Here is a 20,695-nt window from a genome sequence, read left to right on the forward strand (position 1 = left end):
ATGAAATTATCAATCAGCGTATTTTATATTGTAGTTCGTATAATTCTTGGTGGATTTATGGTCTATGGTGGTATTCATAAATTTGAAAAACCTATTCCAAGTCCTATTGAAGTTTTAGAAACAGCTAATAAATTTTCATCACCCGAAAAAGAATCAACACTTCAAAAAGTATTATATATAAGTGGATCTAAACAAACTGGGTATTTTTGGCAAGTACTTGGAATTTGTGAGTTACTCTTTGGATTACTTTTAATTATTCAAGGTTCAGGATTTATTGGCGCCCTTTTTTTGCTCCCTATTACATTACACATTTTCCTTTTTCACTTGTTTTTAGAACCTGATGAAATTGGAGATCTTATACAAACAGGTGTTTTATTTACAATAAATATAATACTTGTTTTAAAAGAAAAAGAAAAGTGGAAACACTTACTTTGGATAAAACCTATTTAATACCAATTCTGTATTGAAATTAACAACAAAGCCACTCAATGAGTGGCTTTTTTTATATTTTAATCTAAATGATAAATTTCCATTATATCTCTTAAATATTTTTCAAAATTTATTTTTAAATCTATCAGATTACCTGTATGTACATCAAAAACCCATCCGTATACTTTTAAACCTCTATCTCTAAATGCTTTTTGTACCGCAGCAGTTTTAATTAAATTAACACATTGTTCTTTAACATTTAATTCTACGAGTCGGTCGTATTTTTTTTCTTCATCTTCAATCCCATTAAGTTCCATTTTATGTATTCTGTACACATCACGAATATTACGCAACCATCCATTAAGAATACCTAAATCTGCCGATTGCATAGCAGCTTTCACGCCTCCACAACCATAATGACCACAAACAACAACATGGTTTACTTTTAAATGCGTAACGGCATAATTTACAACAGACATAGCATTTAAATCGTTACCCGAAATCATATTGGCAATATTACGGTGTACAAATACATCGCCTGGACCTAATCCCATTAATTCTTCAGCTGTTACACGACTATCTGAACAACCTACAAATAAAAGTTCTGGATTTTGACCTTCGCCTAATTTATCAAAGTATTTATCATCTTCTTTCAGCTTAGCCTTAATCCACTCTTTATTATTCTCGAATACTTTATCTAATTTCATAATAGCTCTCTTAATATTTATCTTTTACATTTTCTTTTACCCATTCTAAACACATATTAAAATCTTCAAACACATGTTCTCTAGGAATTAAATCTGGAATAATATCAATACGTTCCATCATATATTTAGGCTGATTAAGTAAGCCTACAAAAAGAACTTCAATGTTTTTCTTGCTTAAATCTTGAAGCATGTCTTCCATAGCATATAACCCTGACTGATCCATATATTGCATACGACCTAACCTGATTATAACCGTTTTTGCTGTGTCTGGTATTTGGGCCGTTAATTGCTGAAAATCGCTTGTAGAACCAAAAAACAAAGGACCTTTAAGGTGTTTTATAAAGACTTCTTCTTTCAAATTTTCTGGAAAATTAATTTCATCTTTCCACGTTTCTTCTTTTAACGGTTTAACATCACTTCTTTCGGCAGTTAAATCTCCTATTTTCTTCATAAACATTAAAGAAGCTATTACCAAACCAATACCAACGGCATAAATTAAATCCCAAAAAGTTGAAAGTAACAGAACAACAATCATTATTAATACTTCTGAACTTAACTTTAACGGCCCTAATTTGATATCTCTAGGCAAACTAGGAATGGCTTTTAGACCCTTATAATCCATAACACCAATACCAACAGTAATTAAGATTCCAGCAAGAACAGCAGCAGGAATTTTTGATGCCACTGGCCCTAATGCTAATAAAATTACTAATAATAAAAGCCCCGCAATCATTCCAGATAGTTTTGTTTTACCACCAGATGTAATATTAACAACGGTTCTTATAGTAGCACCTGCACCTGGAATTCCTCCAAAAATGGCTGCAATACTATTACCAATACCCTGACCAACCAATTCCTTGTTTGGCTTGTGTTTTGTTTTAGTCATATTATCGGCTACAACACTGGTTAACAAAGAATCTATAGCACCTAGCAAAGACAAGGTAAGTGCTGTAAAAACATAGGGGGTAATATTACTTAATTTAAAACCTGTAAATATTTTTAGATTTGGAATTGGAAGTCCGCTAGGAATTTCTTCAATAGGTCTATAATTTAACCCAAAACCAACTGCTATTCCCGACATAACAATTAAAGCAACCAGTGTACTTGGAATTGCTTTTGTAATTCGTTTAAAACCATAGATTATAAAAATAGTTCCTAATGCCAATATTAATTCTAACCAATTAATATTTTGTAGAGCTCTTGGTAACATTTTAACGGCACCTAATGCTCCCGAAGCTTCTTTTGCTGCCAACGTTTTAGATTCATTTAATATGGCATCTTGCGATATTTCGTTAGCTCTATTAACCGTTTCTTTAAAATTTTCTAATACTAAAATACCTTCTCCAGCTTCTTCTTTTAAAATATTTTCTAAAATAACTTCTTGTGCTTGTGGCTTAAAAGTTTCTACAAATTCAACATCTTCTTTTGGATAATACCCTATAGATGGTAAAATTTGAGTTAGTAAAATAATAACCCCAATAGCAGTCATAAAACCAGAAACCACAGGGTAAGGAATATACCTTATATACTTACCTAAACCTAAAACACCCAAACCTACTTGCATAAGTCCTGCTAATAAAAACACCGTTAGTATTACAGGTAAAGCTTTAGTAACATCGCCATCGTTAGCTGCAATTATTCCGGCAATAACAACCATACTTACAGCTGTCATAGGTGCTGTTGGTCCAGAAATTTGTGTACTTGTTCCTCCAAAAAGAGCAGCAAAAAAACTTATAAAAATAGCTCCATAAAGTCCTGCAGTAGGTCCTAAACCTGATGATACTCCAAAAGCCAGTGCTAATGGCAATGCAACAATACCTGCTGTAATACCGCCAAATGCATCGCCTTTTATATTTGAAAATAAATTTTTCATCTGTAATTTTAGTTTTTAATAATTCCGAAGTTAATTCATATTAGTCAAAAAAAAAACCAATACTTAAAAGTATTGGTTTTAAAATACGATTTTACTTTTTTAAAAAGTAACAAATGTGATTAAATTAAATTGATCTCTACTACTTGTTTCAAAAAACTGATTCATGTAGCCAGCTTCAATTCGTATATTTTTATTCATTGTATAACCAAACCCTGCATAAACTCGATTTCTATCGAAAATAGAGGTTTTAGTATTTAAAAATATCTCATTATATGCCGATAAATAGTATTTGCTATTGGCTTTTTCTTTATTTCCTAAAGGTATATTAAGACCTAAAAAATACCGAAAACGCATTTTAAAATCAGACTCTACAAAGCGTTGTTCAAAACGGTAACGATGATTTAATTTTACAGAACCTATATTTTGTTTAGATACGAACTGTTGAAAAATTCGATGTTCGTTTACTGAAACTTTATCATCAGTATTACCAATATAATTTTCGGATAAAATATAACCATAACCCAATAGTATATTGTTTTTATTATTATTGAAACTATAGCCTAAACCTGTTCTTAGCAATAATTGTTCTAAATCGCCAATAGCGTTATAATTTCTATACTGAACCTCGTTATGTATATTCCAGTTGTTTTTTAATTTTTTGTTTCCAATGTAAATAAGCCAATTACCAAAGCTACTGTCTTGACTTTGTCCAAAAAAAGGTAGCATCAATACAATAATTAATGCTACCAAAGTTGCTTTCTTTTTCATAATAATATTTCCCATTGAAAGCTATTTTTATTTAGTCGTGAAATGTAACTTCACCTGTATGAATATCGTACATGGCTCCTACAATTTTAATTTCACCATTATTTTGCATTTCGGCCAAAACAGGGCTTTCTTCCATAATTCTATCAATAGTTAATAGCACGTTTTTATCGGCTACATTATTAACAAATTCTATGTTTGAAGAATTTCTTAAACTTGAGTCTGTAGGCTCACTTACTGCTTTAACTGCAGGCTTAATTTTATCTAACATTGCTGTTAAATTACCTAGTTTAGCATCATCGCAAGCGCCTTTTACAGCACCACAACTTGTGTGACCTAATACAACTATAACCTTTGTTCCTGCTAATTTACATGCAAATTCCATGCTTCCTAAAATGTCTTCGTTTACAAAATTTCCTGCAATACGAACACTAAATATATCTCCTAATCCTTGGTCGAAAACTAATTCGGCAGAGACTCTAGAATCTATACAACTTAAAATAGTTGCAAAAGGAAATTGCCCTTCGCTAGTATCATTTACTTGTTCTAATAAATTTCTATTCGCTTTTAAATTATTTTGAAACCTTTGATTTCCTTCTTTTAAAAAATCCAGAGCCTTTTGTGGCGTCATGGTTGCTTGTGTTTCTTTTGTATGTGCTTTCATATTTTTATGCTTTTAATTAAATTATTATTGTATTGAAAAGTTTTGTCCACCAGAGAATAAAAGCGAAACATTAAGCTTACTAATAACATCCTTTATATTGGAATTCATTAAACTTAATTTATTTGCAGTTTTCTTCTTCTCTCTATTTACACATAATAAATTTATATTATTTTTTGATAAATAGTTAGAAAGGTTCGACATAGTATTATCATTTTTTTCAAATACAAATTCTATCGTTTTTTTATCACCAAACATATTCGACTCTTTTAATCGACTAGAATTATTTCCTATTATAAAAGATTTTAGTGGTGTATTTGTATAATTTACTAAGTTTTCTGCTAATTCAAAGGACTCATCTACGCCGTTTAATAATCCTAAAGACAAATTCTCATTGGGCTCTAAAGCATTATTATTAGCAGCTAGCATAATAACTCCATCATGTTCTTTTAAAACAAATTGAGTAATGCTATCTCCCATAACATTAAATGTTTTTGAAACTCTTTTCCCTATAACAATAATATCTGGTTTGTTTTTTGAAATATAATCTCGAATTTCATTTTTTACATTTCCAAACGCATAACTGTAATTTATTGCTATACCATATGCTTCTGAAAGTGGATTTACTAAATCCTGTATATCCTTTTTTGTAGCGCTATGTTGTTCATTAATAGTTCGAAATGCCGATAATTGACTTTCTTTCCCAACTACATCCGTCGGTTTTTTTACATGAAAAAACTCAATATCTCCATCAACCATTTTAGCTAAACTCACACTGCTTTTTAACACATTGCTAGTAGACGCTTTTAAGTCTGATAGTACTAATATTTTATGCTTTTTGTTTTTCATGATGGTTTAACTTAAGCTTATATCAGACTTTGGTCTTAACTTGAAAAACTCTATAAAACTATCTGGATTTTCAACAACACCTCGTTTTGAAAGTAGTTTTATATCAATATGGCGTTCTTTTGCTTTAAAGGCAAAATCTTCAAGAATTTCGATAATATCATTATCTAAATATCTTGTTTTAAGTATATCTATTTCTAAATAAGTATCTCTAGGTAAACTATCTAACTCTTTTAAAATAGCACCTTTGTTAAAAAAGGTAACTTCTTCGGCAAGCGTCATTTTAATTTTATGTTTACCATTACTTTTATCTTCAATATGAAGGAAGTGTGAGTTTTGGTAGCTTTTCATTAATATAACCACAATACCAACGGTAAGACCTAAACCAATTCCGTATAATAAATCGATAAAAACAATCCCTAAAACAGTAACCGTAAACGGAATAAATTGTTTCCATCCTAAGTCATACATTTTTTTAAATAATGCTGGTTTAGCTAATTTATACCCTACAATTAATAATATGGCTGCTAAAACCGATAAAGGAATCATATTTAACAATCTAGGAATTAAGATTACTGATATTAATAAGAAAAGCCCATGAATAATTGCCGACATTTTAGAAACACCTCCCGATTGAATATTTGCTGAACTTCTAACAATTACTTGTGTAATTGGAAGCCCTCCAACTAAACCTGAAATAATGTTTCCAGTTCCTTGAGCTAATAGCTCACGATTAGTAGGTGTTACATTTTTATGCGGATCAATTTTATCCGTTGCTTCTACACACAATAAGGTTTCTAAACTCGCCACTAAAGCAATTGTAAAAGCTACAATCCATACGTCTGAATTTGTAATAACGGCAAAGTTTGGAAAACTAAATTGCGCCAAGAAAGACGAAGCATCTTCTGGTACCGGAACACTAACTAAATGAGAAGACGATATAGCTAAAGCATCATTTGATTTTGTAATAACATAAAAAATAATACCTAGAACTACAGCAACTAACGGACCTTGTATTATTTGAAAAATCTTTCCTTTCTTTGATAAGACTTTATCCCAAAGCAATAAAATAGCTAAACCTATTAAACCAATTAAAGCAGAACCTGGTTTAATATGATTAATAGTCCCTATAATTTCTGAAAATGTATTTCCTCCATCTACTTGAATAAAGGCAAAATCTCCTTCTGGATCGGCATCATAACCAAAAAAGTGAGGTATTTGCTTTAAAATAATAATAATTCCGATACCTGTAAGCATGCCTTTAATAACTGAAGAAGGGAAATAATACCCTATAATACCAGCTTTTAAAAACCCAAATACTAATTGAATAATACCTCCTAACACAACTGCTACAAGAAAATTTTCATAACCGCCCAAAGTACCAATAGCGGTTAATACAATAGCAGCTAATCCTGCTGCAGGCCCACTAACTCCAATTTTAGAACCACTTAACGACCCTACAATAACACCTCCAATAATTCCTGCAATAACTCCTGAAAAAAGTGGAGCGCCACTTGCTAATGCAATACCTAAACATAATGGTAATGCAACAAAAAATACGACTATACTCGCTGGTAAGTCTTTTTTAATAGTTTTAAACATACTATAATATATTTTTAGCTAATAGTATAAAATACTAAAAGCTGTTAAAAATTAATTAGACCAAAAAGGCCTTTTAAATCTGTAATTATAATATGTTATGATCTGGAGGAGGAGAAATAAGATTTAAGTGTGGCTTTGCATATTTCTTAAAATAATACTGAACATTATTTTTTGCTTCATTTAAAACAAAATCTGATTCAATACCATTATATTCTGAAAAGAAAACCTCTTTATCTTTACTTTTTTCAATGCTTTTTTCTTCTTCTTCAGAAGAGGCATAAAAAGCAGAAACGTCAATAGAATCATCAACCAAAAGAATAACCGTTGGAGCTACTAAAAGCACCACGAAAATAGTTGATAGTAATAAAGAAATTAAACGTTTCGACATTTCAATTAAAAATTTTAAAAAAGCTAATATATAGTATTTTTGTTAAGGAATAATTAAAAACCCTTTAACGTTTTAATATCCTTTGAAGGAATCCACCCAGTTTTACCATCAGAAAGTTTTATTTTATTCCAATCGTTATACACTTCTACAACCTGAACCTTAGTACCTTCATGTAATCTAAAAGACTCTTCACTTCTAGAATTAGGATCACTTTTCACCTTACTTTCTTGTGCAAAAATAATTGCTGGATTATCATTTTTATCTAAATTATACTTATGAAAAGCAAAAACCAGTGTGATACAAACACCTATTAATGCGGTTAAACTACTCAAAAAAGCCAAACGCTTACTTAAAGTAGAATAAGCAAAATAATAGCCTAAAAACAAAATAACAAAACAAAATACGAGAGCAACCGATATTTTTGCCCAAGTATCAAAATGCATCATATTTGTTACATTATTTACAAGTTTTGAAAATCCAGATTCAGGTATAACATCTATAGCATCAATAGTCATGTTTTTTGCAAATGCCATATTGTTTTTTATATCATTATCATCTGGTGATAATTGAAGCGCTTTTTCATAATAATAAATACTTGGTGCAATATTGTTAAGCTTATAATTAGCATTTGCTAAATTAAAGTACAAGTCGGCAGAATGTTTTCCGCTTTCTAATATAGTTGTATAGTTATCAATAGCTTCTGCATATTTACCTTGATTATATAATTCATTCGCTTTTTTAAATAAAGCCTGGTTTTGAGATAAACCAGATAAACTTAACAAAAACGATAGTATGTAAATTAGCTTTTTCATGTTAACGTGCTTGTTTATCAATTAAAGAAATGGCTTTAGCTGCCTTGTCATAATCCTCTTGCATAGTCACAATATCTATAGGCGTATAACGTGCTAATTCGCAACTCTCTAAAATACTTACAAAATCTTTTATTGGTTGTTCTTCAACCTGTTTTTCTTTTAGTAAATTATTGATTTTATCCTTACTTAAATCATTGGTTTGAATGTGCAATTTTGCTTTTAAATAATTGTGCAATGCTTTCTCTAAAGCAATATAAAACGCCTCTTTTTGTCCAAGAGATTTTTTGGCACCTTTTAAATATTTCTTAGCTAACCTATCTGCTTTTCTAATACGGTTTCCATAAACATCAGCATCTCTTGTTGCTTTTTTATTTCTTACAACAATAGCTAACGGAATGGCTAAAAAAGGAAGCAATAACAAGCTCCAAAATAAATTTGTTTTAAAGAAATAAGTTGGCTTTATACTTGTAAAATTTGACGCTGTTTTAATAAATGCAAATTGATCATTATTTAAAACAACAGGTTGCTTTCCTGTATTAGAAACTGCACCAGTTTCATTAGTATTAGCACCATTTGTTGGTCCGTTTGAAACATCAATTATAATTTCTTGTGATGTTAAACGCTTATAGCTTTTTGTTTTTAGATCGAAATAAGAAAATGAAATATTTGGTATAGGATATTTACCTTTATATTGTGGCACGACGGTATAACTATCGGAAATACTTCCTTTCATACCCGATAAATTAGTCGTTACATTTTCTTTATGTTCTGGCTCGTAAACTTCTAAAGAACTTGGTAATGAAACTTTAGGAAGTTTAAATAATTTTAAATTACCATTTCCTCGAACCTCAACTTTTAATTGTAAAGATTCAGAAGCATCTAATTCTTTTTTAGATGCAAACACATTAAAATCAAAATTACCAACAGCACCTGTAAAATCAGCTGGTTTGCCGGTCTCTGGTAATGGTTTTACATTAATAGTATTACTTCCTGCAGAAATAGTTCTATTTACACGTGTCATTAATCGACTTCCAAAAATATCTCGTCTATTTGTAGGAACACGCATTGCAAGATTTAAAGTAAGTGGTTCTATTTTTAACTTACCCGTTTTTTGAGGATATAAAACTACTTTTTTATAAACCAAATATCTGTAATCTTCTCCTTTATAAGTGCCGTTCTGTACTTTAGATCCTTGAGTATCTATATTCTGACTCCAAAAATCATTATATCTTGGACTATCTGCTTCATTAAAATTATCGACAGCTATTGTTGGAGATACATAAATTTTATAAACTACCGTTATAGCTTCGTTTAAATAAGGATTAGTATTAGATACTTCTGCTACTAAATGAATATTCTCTGATGCTATAAAATTAGGGTCGTTAGGATCTTTTGGTTTATCTACAGCTGCAGTAACCTGTATTTTAATTGGTAATGTTTTATAAGTTTCTCCATCTATTGTAATACGTGCTTGTGAAATGGTGAAATCACCTCGCTTTTTAGGTGCTAAAAAATAGCTATATGTTTTTTTATATGTACGCTTACCATTAATCCACGAATTACTTACAGATTGGTTAGGTCCTCCAACTACAGTAAAATTATCAAAGCTTGGTGGGTGAAAGTTATCGCCATCTTGATTCATTTCAAAATCGAGACGTAAACGCTCATTCATTCCTAATGTTTTCTTACTCGCCTTTGCTTCAAATTTTACTTGTGATGAAGCTATACTTGTAGTAAGTATAAATAGTAATATCGATATGTATTTTATAAACTTCATATTCCTTCAATCTATATTCTCAAAATATAATATTTCAATGGATTCCTGTTTTCACAAGAATGACAGATTACCAATCTTTATCAGTTTTTATTTTAACGCCCTTTCTCTTTTCAGCATTCATTTTCTCTTGAACTTTTTGTTCTTGATTATTCATGGCTTCTAATAAATTTTTCATTTGCTGAGGCGACATTTGTCCTGGTTGAGGCTTTGGTTTTTGCTCATCTTTCTTTTCTTCATCACCCTTTCCTTTATCATTTTTTTCATCTTTAGGTTTTCCCTCATCATCCTTTTTGTCGTCCCCTTCTTTTTTATCTTGATCGCCTTCGTCTTTCTTGTCTTGGTCTTTGTTATCCCCGTCTTTATCTTTTTTGTCGTCTTGTTTATCTTTGTCTTTATTGTCCTTATCTTGATCCTTGTTATCTTTATTATCCTTATTCTCGTCGTCTTTATTATCGTCTTTTTGGTCTTGCTTTTGCTGTTCTGCACATACTTTTGCTAAACCTAAATTGTACCGTGTTTCATTATCGGTAGGATTGTTTCTTAATGCATTCTTATAAGCTTCAACAGCTTCTTTACATTTTTTATTCTGCATTAAAACATTTCCAATATTATGAAATGCTTTATGTTTTTCTGCTTTAGATGTTGCAGATTCTGCCGCTTCTTGAAGTCTAAACAATGCTTCATCAAAGCTTCCTTTTTTTATGTATGAACTTCCTAAATTATAAATACCTGCTACTGTTGATGGGTTTTCTGAAATAGCTTTTCTATAGGTCATTTCGGCAGAAACAAAATCATCTTCCCCTATTAAATTATTAGCTTCATAAACATAATTATTAGCTTTCTTTAATGCCAATAATTGCTCTTTATCTTTTTCTTGAGCAAAAGATATTGTTGTAATTAGTAGTAATATATATGTTGTTATTTGTTTCATTTTATTCTAATATATAAAACCTTGTTGCTTTTCTTCGTTAAAAAAATTATAAAATATTTTCGTTGACGCTATAGGTTTTCATTAAATAAATTTAGCTTCTTTAACCAAGCCGTTTTACGTTCTAACAAGAAAATATCTAATAATAAAAAGAAAATACCAAAACCTAAAAACCATTGAAATTGATCTTTAAAATCGGCAAATTGTTTTGCTTCAAATTCTGTTTTGTCCATACCATTTAAAATCTCACGGATATTTTCAACAACATTATTTGTATTCTTTCCATTAATATATGCGCCATTAGCTGCATCAGCTATATTTTTTAGCGTTTCTTCATTTAAACGTGTAATAACGGTTTCTCCTTGACTATCTTTTTTATAATTTAAAACAATACCGTTTCTTTTTTCTGGAATAGGCCCACCTTTTATATCGCCCACACCAATGGTAAAAATCCTGATACCTTCTTCGCTAGCTTCTTCTGCAACATTTGCTGCTTCTTCATTGTGATCTTCTCCATCAGAAATTATAATAAGCACTCTATTGGTTTGTTCTTCATCATCAAAATATGTTTTTGCCAATTCAATAGCTTCATTAATAGCCGTTCCTTGAGACGATAACATATCGGTATTCATGCTTTGTAAAAACATTTTTGCCGAGGCATAATCTGTTGTTATTGGTAGTTGCGGAAACGCTTTTCCTGCATAAGCAATAATACCAACCCGATCGCTTGCCAAATTATTAATGATTTGCGTTACCAATTGTTTTGATTTTTCCAATCGGTTTGGAGCAATATCCTCTGCCAACATACTTTTAGAAACATCTATTGCAAAAACAATATCAACTCCTTCTCTTTTTACCGTTTCTAACTTAGTTCCTATTTTGGGGTTTACTAAAGCAATGGCAAAACATGCAAAAGCTAAACTTAAAACAACGATTTTTAAAACCGATTTGAAGAATGATGTATTAGGACTTAATCTTTTAAGTAAGGTCTTGTCTGCAAACTTATTTTGTGTTTTATATCTCCAAAATTGAAGTACAAAAAACAATAGCCATATTACAGGAATAACACCTAATACCCAAAACCATATTTTCTCTTCTAATTGATACATTAACTATTAATTCTTTAAAACAGTTATTAGATAAAACTTCTAAAAATTGTAAATCGTCCTAGTAATTCTAAAAGCAGTAATAAACCTGCTAACAACACTAATGAACGATATTTTTCCTCGTAATTATAAAACTTAAACTCTTCTACGTCTGTTTTTTCTAACTTATTAATTTCGTTGTAAATTTCTTCTAACTTTTTATTATTAGTTGCTCTAAAATATTTACCACCCGTAACATTAGCTATTTCTTTAAGTAATGTTTCGTCAATTTCAACTTGAGCACGACCATATTGAAATTGTCCGTTAGGCAAAATACCAATAGGTGATAAAGCCATTCCGTTAGTTCCTAAACCAATGGTATATGTTTTTATTCCATATTCTACAGCTAATTCACTAGCTATTTTAGGATCTATAAATCCGGAATTGTTAACCCCATCTGTCAATAAAATAATGACTTTACTTTTTGCTTTACTATCTTTTAATCGGTTTACAGAAGTCGCTAATCCCATACCAATTGCTGTGCCACCTTCAATAATCGTATTATATTTAATACTTTTTAAAGAACGTAGTACAATAGCTTTATCGCTAGTAATTGGTGTTTTTGTATAACTTTCTCCTGCATATTCTACCAAACCAATTCTATCATTTGGCCTGCCTTTTATAAACTCTGCAGCCACTTTTTTTAGGGCTTCTAATCTATTAGGTGATAAATCTTTAGCTAACATACTAGCCGATACATCTATTGCCATTACAATATCAATACCTCTAGTTGTTTTTGTTTTTGTTGACACATCTACCGTTTGAGGTCTTGCCAATGCAGTAATTAATAAAGCCAATGCTAATAAACGCAATACAAATAATACATGCTTAACTTTTGGCAACCATGAATTAGTGACTTTAAAACCTTTTAAGCTAGACATTTTAAGTTCTGCTGTTTGCTTTTTATTTTTTAAAATATACCAAAGTATAACTAGTGGTAGTGTAAGCAACAACCAGAACCATTGTTTATTTAAAAATTCAATGCCTTCAAACATTATTCTTCTGCTTTTTTAAGTTCAACTGAATTTATAATACGATCTACTATTTCATCTGAATAAACATCATCTTTAGGATAAGTAATAACAATTTGCTGCAACACATTTTCTGAAACAAATTGTAATAAAATATAATTACCTTCTTGTGTTTTTTGAGTTATTGGATTTTTCGTTTTAAGAGTTCCATAAGTTTTTAAACCTTCGGCTCCGTTAGGAGTTGTAAACTTATCTCTTAAAACAACAATATCTTCAGCTCCCTGAGCTTCCATACTTTTTATACTTGATTCTGAAGCTTGCTCAACATCTATTTTATTGTCTCCTAAATCTTTATAATTTGTTGTATTTACTAGAACACTAAATGATTCTATTAAAGATCCATAAGCAAAAGACGTCATACTCATTTTTGCCTTTGCCTCTTCTGGAATTGGTAATTGTATACGCTTTAAAACTTTAGGCGTACTTATTGTTACAGGTGGTACACCATATTGGCTATTTACCCAATCGCCTTCTAGAAGTTCTATACTATCATGACCAATAATAGTATCTTTTACATATTGGAAACCATATTTTAAACCAAACCCAACAAATGTTGCTATTAAAAGGAATACGCCAATTACAACAGTAATTATAATTTTCTTGCGCTTCTTTTTACGTTCTAATTCTTCTCTATATTTTTCATCTAAAAGCTTTTCTTCCTCTGTAGGTTCTGGTAAGGCTTCTTTTACATTATCTATTTCAATATCAATCGTATTTCTATCTAATTTAGCCAATTCAACATCGACAGCAGATTTAGCGAACTTAACTAAATCGGCACGCTTTAAAATACTTTCAAGGTTTTTAATATCTTCTTTGCTTAAATCTACTTGATTTCCTTCTTTTAGTAAATGAAGTCTGCTTATAAGTTCGTCTGTAGTACTTTCTAAAGCACGATCATAAACTTTTTCATCAAGATATTTTCTAATAATAAACGTCAGCTCAGAATAATATTCTTTTATCTCATCACTCTGTAAATAATGACTTTCATCTAATTTTTTTAAAGCTAATTTAGCACGATCGTAAGGTGGAAGTAAAGCAATTTGTTCTTCTTCAGTTAATGGCTTTTTTCTCCAAATAAACCAGTAAATTAAAAACCCAACAATACCAATAATTAAAAGAGTAAGTAAAAGGTATTTCCACCAATTACTCGATGGTTTTTTCACTTCCATAATAGGCTTAATATCGTAAAGCCCTTGTTTTGTTGTATCTAAAACCACATTATTAACCTCAACTTTTAACGAATCGGTAAAAAATGTTTTATCTCCAATAATAATTTTTTGTCTAGGGATGGTGTACGCACCAGAATCAAATTGGGTTAATCCATACTTTTTTATAAGATTGAATTTGCTTCCTTTTTTTAAAGTATCAACTTTATAAGACTCTATCATTTCTAAAGGTGAAAATGATTGCCCTTCTGGAAATACTACCAAATTTGTAGAATCGGCTTCTACTTGAATATGATATGTTATTTGTTCGCCAATTTTTATGGATGTTGAATCTATTGCAGAAGTAACTTGAGCATTTAAACCCATAGCAAAGAGCAAAAAGAAAACAAAGCTTGAAGCTTGAAGCTTGAAGCCTGAAGTCTTCTCACTAATTTTTTTCAATCTTATTATAGTTTCTCTTTTCATATTTAATTTCATCATACTTCTAACTTCGCACTGCGTGCTCATTAACCTCTTCTTTTAAAATACCCTAACAGTTTTTTTACATAGCTTTCATCTACACGACAATCTATAGTACCAGCACCTGCCTTTTTAAAACTATCTTTATAATAATTAACCTTTTCGTTATAAAACTTACCGTAATTAAGTCGCACTTTTTTTGAAGATGTATTCACCAACATCAATTCACCCGTTTCTTCATCTTGCATTTGTACCATTCCTAAGTTTGGTATTTCTTCTTCTCGCTTATCATACACTCTAATACCAGTAACATCATGTTTTCCTGATACTATTTTCATGGTTTGATGGTAATCATCGGCTATAAAATCAGACAGTACAAAAACAATGGCTTTTTTCTTCATTACATTTTGCATGAATTTTAAAGCTTCGGCCAAATTAGTGTGTTTACTTTCTGGTTCAAACTCAATAAGCTCACGAATAATACGAAGCACATGTGAACGTCCTTTTTTAGGAGGAATATAAAGTTCTACTTTATCTGAGAATAAAATAAGTCCTATTTTATCGTTATTCTGTGTTGCAGAAAACGCTAAAGTTGCTGCTATCTCTGTAACAACTTCATTTTTAAATTGTTCGTTTGTACCAAATAATTCTGAACCTGAAACATCTACCATAAGCATCATGGTAAGCTCGCGTTCTTCTTCAAAAACTTTTACATAAGGCTCGCTGTATCGTGCAGTAACATTCCAGTCTATATTTCGAACATCATCACCAAACTGGTATTGACGTACTTCACTAAAAGTCATACCACGACCTTTGAAGGTTGAATGATATTCGCCTCCAAAAACATGATCAGACAACCTACGTGTCTTGATCTCAATTTTACGTACTTTTTTTAGTAATTCTTTAGTATCCATTTTTCAATTGTCTATTGAATATTTATTATTGATTAATTTCACTTAATAACCAATTGTCAATTATCAATTATCAATTTTAAGGCACTTCTATTTCGTTTACTATTTTATTGATGATATCTACCGAGGTTACATTTTCAGCTTCAGCTTCGTATGTAATACCTATTCTGTGTCTTAACACATCATAAACAACGGCACGAACATCTTCTGGAATAACATAACCACGGCGTTTAATAAAAGCATAACATTTTGCAGCTGTTGCTAAATTAATACTTCCACGAGGCGATGCTCCAAACGAAATTAATGGTTTTAAATCGGCAAGTTTATATTTTTCAGGATAACGTGTTGCGAAAATAATATCAAGAATATATTTTTCAATTTTCTCATCCATATACACTTCGCGAACCGCTAATTGTGCTTTCAATATTTGTTCTACTGAAACCACAGGATTTACTTTATCCCAAGCTCCTTTTAAATTTGCACGCATTATTAATTGCTCTTCGGCAATTTTAGGATAATCAATTACTGTTTTTAACATGAAACGGTCAACCTGTGCTTCTGGCAATACATAAGTTCCTTCTTGCTCGACAGGATTCATAGTTGCCATAACTAAAAACGGCTTATCTAACTTAAAGGTTTCATCGCCAATAGTTACTTGTTTTTCTTGCATGGCTTCTAATAAAGCCGATTGTACTTTTGCTGGCGCTCTGTTAATCTCATCTGCCAAAACAAAGTTTGCAAAAATAGGTCCTTTTTTTATAGAAAAATCATTAAGCTTCATGTTATAGATTAACGTACCTGTAACATCTGCTGGTAATAAATCTGGTGTAAACTGTATCCTGCTAAAGCTTCCATCTACAGCTTGCGCCAAAGTATTAATGGCAAGGGTTTTTGCTAATCCAGGAACACCTTCTAATAGAATATGTCCTTGTCCTAACAACCCAATTAATAAACGTTCAACCATATGCTTTTGCCCTACGATGACTTTATTCATCTCTAGCATTAGTAAATCAACAAAAGCACTTTCCTTTTCAATTTTCTCGTTAATTGTCTTAATATCAATTGTACTGGTTTCTTCCATCATTTTTATTTTTTTAAAAGCCCGAATATACTGCCCTTATTTGAGCATTGCAAATTGTTAAAATTTTTCGGTAAAGCCTGTTAACAATTGGTTAAAATATTTTTCTAGAGCCGTTAATTATTGGTTAAAAAAAGAACAATACTTTTTACATCACTTATTTATTAAAATCGTTTAAGTATTTTTATAGATAAATAATACTATTAAAAAGAAACCTGATTTAACAAAAATGACAAAAACAGCGCTAATAACAGGAGCTACCAGTGGCATTGGACATGCAACAGCCTTCGAGTTTGCAAAAAACGGCATTAACTTAATACTCTGTGGCAGACGACTACAACGCCTTGATACTATACAGAAAGCTTTAGAGAAATTAACCAATGTTCATATTTTAAATTTTGATGTAAGTAACAAACAAGAAACGCTTGATGCTATTGCTTCATTACCTGAAAATTTTAAACACATTGATATTTTAATTAATAATGCTGGAAACGCTCATGGTTTAGACCCTATAAACGAAGGAAACATAGATGATTGGGACGCGATGATGGATATTAATGTAAAAGGTCTTTTGTATGTAAGTAAAGCTATTATACCACAAATGACCGAGCGACAATCTGGACATATTATAAACATTGGCTCTTCGGCAGGTAAAGAAGTATACGCTAAAGGCAATGTGTACTGTGCTAGTAAACATGCTGTTTTAGCCATTACCGAAGGCATGCGCATCGATTTAAATCCGTTTGGAATTAAAGTTGGAGCCATTAGCCCTGGCTTAGTTGAAACCGAATTTTCTCAAGTACGTTTTAAAGGCGATAAAATTGCAGATAATGTTTACAAAGGCTTTAAAGCACTACAAGCTAAAGATATTGCTGAGATTATTTATTTTGCTATATCACGTCCGCCTCATGTAAATATTGCAGATTTATTAGTATTTCCAACAGCGCAAGCAAACTCAACATTGATTAAAAAGGAATTGAATTAAAACCATAAGATTCCCGCCTTCGCGGGAATGGAGCTATGATTAATAAACGCCTACTTATAAAACACCTTTTAGCTCACAATGATGAGAACAGTTTTTATGACAAAAAGCGAAAAATAGATATTGGTCATAAAGAAGGAAAAGCTAAGTTTTTAAAACATGTTTGTGCGCTTTCTAATAGTAACCCGAAAAACAATTCTTATATAGTTATTGGGGTTGAAGATGAAGATAATAATATTATTGGTGTCGATTTTTTTGATGACAGTAAAATTCAAAATCTCATTAACGCATATTTAACCAATCCGCCCATTGTACAGTACGAAAACATTCCCTTTCCACATTTACCAGATAACAAAGTTGTAGGTTTAGTTACCATTAGAGGAATTGGAAAAATTACGTCACTTAGAAAAAACATCTGGAAATATTATGGAGGCTCTGTGTTTTTTAGAGATGGCAGCATAAGTATGCCAAAAGTTTTTGATATAGACATAAAAGACATCAACTCTAAAATAGTTGAAGCTATTGAAAACAATGCTCAAAACAACATAGAACACACTTTAAACGGTGTTTTCGATTTTATGAATACCCGAAAAGACTACAATGCACAATACAAAGTATTTAAAGAATATTTTGTGGTTTGTTGGGCAGGACAAAAAAAGGTGGTTAAAGACGAAGTGTTTTTTTCTAGAGTAGATATTGAACTAATAAATGAACGTGTGCGTTTGTTTTTTTCAGCTTTAGATGAAGTCTCTATTTCTTTTAATACCGATAGCTTTAAAATTATTGAATACGTCAATCTCGGATTTCAAAACCAAAATAAATATTACCAACTTGAAGAAACCATTATTCATTTTGAAAATAATGCTAATTATAATATTGAAACCAAACTTTTATTTGAACCGCCTCAATATGATAAAAAAGTGTTGCATCATGTCTACAACACTAATAATGCTATTTTAGAAAAACTAAAAAAAGGATTATCAATTACTAAAGTAGAAGAATTAGATTTAAAAAACTTACCCGTTACCTACCTCATTTGTTATTTCAATTTATTTCATGAAGCTATTAATAAACTTAATGAAGCAAAACCGTATTTAAAAAAACATAGCAAAACGCTATATAATTCGTATAAAGAATCTATACGAATATTACGGAAAGTAAAATACAGTTAAAATTTATTCACGAATTTAACATTTAGATAACTTTATAATTTTGCAAACGTAAGAAAAAGTATTAGCTTCGCATTGCTATTAATCTTTTTTAGATATAAACCTTGTCTCTCCCGAAAAAATCGGCATTGAGGCAAGGTTTTTTCATATTTAAAATCTACAAATCAAACTTTATCCCCTGTGCCAAAGGCAACTCGGTTGTATAATTAATAGTATTTGTTTGTCTGCGCATATACACTTTCCATGCATCAGAACCAGATTCACGACCTCCACCAGTATCTTTTTCTCCACCAAAAGCGCCACCAATTTCGGCACCCGAAGTTCCAATATTTACATTAGCAATACCACAATCACTTCCTTGAACCGACAAAAAACGTTCTGCTTCACGTAAATTATTAGTCATAATTGCAGAACTTAACCCTTGAGCAACTTTATTCTGAATGTCTATAGCATTTTCAACATCACCGCTATATTTTAACAAATATAAAACAGGCGCGAAGGTTTCATGTTGTACAATTTTAAATTCTGGTTTAGCTTCAGCAATAGCAGGTTTTACATAGCAACCACTTTCGTAACCTTCACCTGAAAGCACACCGCCTTCAACTACTATATTCCCGCCTTCTTCAACTACTTTTGTCAAAGCATTTTGATACATTTTCACAGCATCTGTATCAATTAATGGTCCTACATGATTGGTTTCATCTAACGGATTTCCTATTCGTAATTGCTTATAAGCATCAACAACAGCATTTTTAACTTTATCGTAAATAGAATCGTGAATAATTAATCGGCGTGTACTTGTACAACGTTGTCCGGCAGTGCCAACCGCACCAAAAACAGCTCCAATAACAGTCATTTTTATATCGGCATCTGGTGTTACAATAATAGCATTATTACCGCCCAACTCTAATAAACTTTTACCCAAACGACCTGCCACTTCTTTGGCAACAATTTTACCCATTCTGGTTGAACCCGTTGCAGAAACAAGAGGTATCCGAGTATCTTTTGTCATAAACTCACCAACAACGTAATCGCCATTTATTAAACACGAAATGCCTTCTGGTAAATTATTTTTAGCAAAAACCTCAGCGGCTATATTTTGACAAGCAATGCCACAAAGTGGAGCTTTTTCACTAGGTTTCCAAACACAAACATCGCCACAAACCCAAGATAAAGCAGTATTCCACGCCCAAACAGCCACAGGAAAATTAAACGCCGAAATAATACCAACAACTCCCAACGGATGGTATTGCTCATACATACGGTGTCCAGGACGTTCGCTATGCATGGTTAAACCATGAAGCTGACGCGATAAACCCACAGCAAAATCGCAGATATCTATCATTTCTTGAACTTCACCCAAACCTTCTTGGTAGCTTTTACCCATTTCGTAAGACACTAATTTACCTAAAGCTTCTTTTTTCTCTCGAAGCTTATCTCCAAACTGACGTACAATCTCTCCACGTTGTGGAGCTGGCATCGTTCTCCATGATTTAAAAGCTGTTGTTGCCGCATCCATCACCTTTTCATAATCAGCTTTTGTAGTGCTTTTTACTTTTGCAATTAATTGTCCATCAACAGGCGAATAACTTTCAATAATATCACCATTAGAAAAGTTATTTAAACCTGTTGAAGTTCCTTCATTTACAGCTTTAATACCTAAAGTTTTAAGCGCTTCGTTTATTCGAAAATCAGTTGCTAGAGTTTGCATGTTTTATTGATTTATTATTCCTAATGAAATTGTTTACGAATATAGCAATAAAAAGTCGCTTTTACTGAAATTTATATTCAGATTATAAATAGCATTCTTCCCTAAAAAGCAACCTATTTATTATTCATAATTTAATATTGATAATCACTAAAAACTTGTAACTTTAAGAACAAATTAACATAAACCTATAATCTAAGCTTTAATTCTTGAACGTAACTATTTACAAGAAATACCATGCGTTTTCTTTCAACCTGT

General features: G+C 31.2%; 19 protein-coding genes. 3 read left to right on the top strand and 16 right to left on the bottom strand.

All coding sequences use genetic code 11. The features are described 5' to 3' along the window. The gene (locus ACH5TX_RS05820; RefSeq protein ID WP_439338589.1) at positions 1 to 450 is read left to right on the top strand and encodes a DoxX family membrane protein; all 450 of its coding nucleotides are present in this window, start codon (positions 1 to 3) and stop codon (positions 448 to 450) included. A 59-nt stretch (positions 451 to 509) separates the two neighbouring features. Here the strand turns inward: ACH5TX_RS05820 and ACH5TX_RS05825 are convergent, their stop codons facing one another. The 15 genes from ACH5TX_RS05825 to ACH5TX_RS05895 form a co-directional block, all read right to left on the bottom strand. Next, the gene (locus ACH5TX_RS05825; protein ID WP_439338590.1) at positions 510 to 1,136 is read right to left on the bottom strand and encodes a carbonic anhydrase; all 627 of its coding nucleotides are present in this window, start codon (positions 1,134 to 1,136) and stop codon (positions 510 to 512) included. Between the two features lie 10 nt (positions 1,137 to 1,146). Then, positions 1,147 to 3,009, bottom strand: coding sequence for a SulP family inorganic anion transporter (locus ACH5TX_RS05830; RefSeq protein ID WP_439338591.1), 1,863 nt, complete (start codon positions 3,007 to 3,009; stop codon positions 1,147 to 1,149). A gap of 99 nt (positions 3,010 to 3,108) precedes the next feature. Beyond that, positions 3,109 to 3,792, bottom strand: coding sequence for a DUF2490 domain-containing protein (locus ACH5TX_RS05835; RefSeq protein WP_439338592.1), 684 nt, complete (start codon positions 3,790 to 3,792; stop codon positions 3,109 to 3,111). A 16-nt stretch (positions 3,793 to 3,808) separates the two neighbouring features. Next, on the bottom strand, positions 3,809 to 4,438 hold the full coding sequence (locus tag ACH5TX_RS05840; protein ID WP_439338593.1) for a carbonic anhydrase family protein: 630 nt from the start codon (positions 4,436 to 4,438) through the stop codon (positions 3,809 to 3,811). Positions 4,439 to 4,462: 24 nt separating this feature from the next. After that, positions 4,463 to 5,284 carry a universal stress protein gene (locus ACH5TX_RS05845; RefSeq protein ID WP_439338594.1) on the bottom strand — a complete coding sequence of 274 codons (822 nt, stop codon included), beginning with the start codon at positions 5,282 to 5,284 and terminating at the stop codon, positions 4,463 to 4,465. A 6-nt stretch (positions 5,285 to 5,290) separates the two neighbouring features. Further along, complete coding sequence (locus tag ACH5TX_RS05850; RefSeq protein WP_439338595.1) at positions 5,291 to 6,883, bottom strand: SulP family inorganic anion transporter; 1,593 nt, start codon at positions 6,881 to 6,883, stop codon at positions 5,291 to 5,293. 85 nt (positions 6,884 to 6,968) lie between these two features. Further along, positions 6,969 to 7,271: a hypothetical protein gene (locus ACH5TX_RS05855; RefSeq protein ID WP_439338596.1), complete on the bottom strand. Its 303-nt coding sequence runs from the start codon at positions 7,269 to 7,271 to the stop codon at positions 6,969 to 6,971. Between the two features lie 53 nt (positions 7,272 to 7,324). Then, complete coding sequence (locus tag ACH5TX_RS05860; protein ID WP_439338597.1) at positions 7,325 to 8,083, bottom strand: tetratricopeptide repeat protein; 759 nt, start codon at positions 8,081 to 8,083, stop codon at positions 7,325 to 7,327. Position 8,084: 1 nt separating this feature from the next. Further along, entirely contained in the window at positions 8,085 to 9,860 is a 1,776-nt protein-coding gene (locus ACH5TX_RS05865; RefSeq protein WP_439338598.1) for a BatD family protein, read from the bottom strand. A gap of 67 nt (positions 9,861 to 9,927) precedes the next feature. Next, positions 9,928 to 10,791: a tetratricopeptide repeat protein gene (locus ACH5TX_RS05870; RefSeq protein ID WP_439338599.1), complete on the bottom strand. Its 864-nt coding sequence runs from the start codon at positions 10,789 to 10,791 to the stop codon at positions 9,928 to 9,930. Between the two features lie 68 nt (positions 10,792 to 10,859). Then, positions 10,860 to 11,897 carry a VWA domain-containing protein gene (locus tag ACH5TX_RS05875; protein WP_439338600.1) on the bottom strand — a complete coding sequence of 346 codons (1,038 nt, stop codon included), beginning with the start codon at positions 11,895 to 11,897 and terminating at the stop codon, positions 10,860 to 10,862. A 26-nt stretch (positions 11,898 to 11,923) separates the two neighbouring features. Continuing rightward, positions 11,924 to 12,928, bottom strand: coding sequence for a vWA domain-containing protein (locus tag ACH5TX_RS05880; RefSeq protein WP_439338601.1), 1,005 nt, complete (start codon positions 12,926 to 12,928; stop codon positions 11,924 to 11,926). Beyond that, positions 12,928 to 14,637: a hypothetical protein gene (locus ACH5TX_RS05885; protein ID WP_439338602.1), complete on the bottom strand. Its 1,710-nt coding sequence runs from the start codon at positions 14,635 to 14,637 to the stop codon at positions 12,928 to 12,930. Before ACH5TX_RS05885 ends, ACH5TX_RS05880 begins: the two co-directional genes overlap by 1 nt. Then, complete coding sequence (locus ACH5TX_RS05890; RefSeq protein ID WP_439338603.1) at positions 14,637 to 15,503, bottom strand: DUF58 domain-containing protein; 867 nt, start codon at positions 15,501 to 15,503, stop codon at positions 14,637 to 14,639. Before ACH5TX_RS05890 ends, ACH5TX_RS05885 begins: the two co-directional genes overlap by 1 nt. Positions 15,504 to 15,579: 76 nt before the next feature. Continuing rightward, positions 15,580 to 16,581: an AAA family ATPase gene (locus ACH5TX_RS05895; protein WP_439338656.1), complete on the bottom strand. Its 1,002-nt coding sequence runs from the start codon at positions 16,579 to 16,581 to the stop codon at positions 15,580 to 15,582. 226 nt (positions 16,582 to 16,807) lie between these two features. Between ACH5TX_RS05895 and ACH5TX_RS05900 the strand changes: the two genes are divergently transcribed. Next, entirely contained in the window at positions 16,808 to 17,563 is a 756-nt protein-coding gene (locus ACH5TX_RS05900; RefSeq protein WP_439338604.1) for an SDR family NAD(P)-dependent oxidoreductase, read from the top strand. Between the two features lie 35 nt (positions 17,564 to 17,598). Further along, the gene (locus tag ACH5TX_RS05905) at positions 17,599 to 18,732 is read left to right on the top strand and encodes an ATP-binding protein (protein WP_439338605.1); all 1,134 of its coding nucleotides are present in this window, start codon (positions 17,599 to 17,601) and stop codon (positions 18,730 to 18,732) included. Positions 18,733 to 18,886: 154 nt separating this feature from the next. Here ACH5TX_RS05905 and amaB read toward each other — a convergent pair whose 3' ends face one another. Further along, positions 18,887 to 20,440, bottom strand: coding sequence for an L-piperidine-6-carboxylate dehydrogenase (gene amaB / locus ACH5TX_RS05910; RefSeq protein ID WP_439338606.1), 1,554 nt, complete (start codon positions 20,438 to 20,440; stop codon positions 18,887 to 18,889). Positions 20,441 to 20,695: the final 255 nt, after the last annotated feature.

This window comes from Thalassobellus citreus, from assembly GCF_044385915.1.
In the GTDB taxonomy this organism is placed as follows: Bacteria; Bacteroidota; Bacteroidia; order Flavobacteriales; family Flavobacteriaceae; genus Thalassobellus; species Thalassobellus citreus.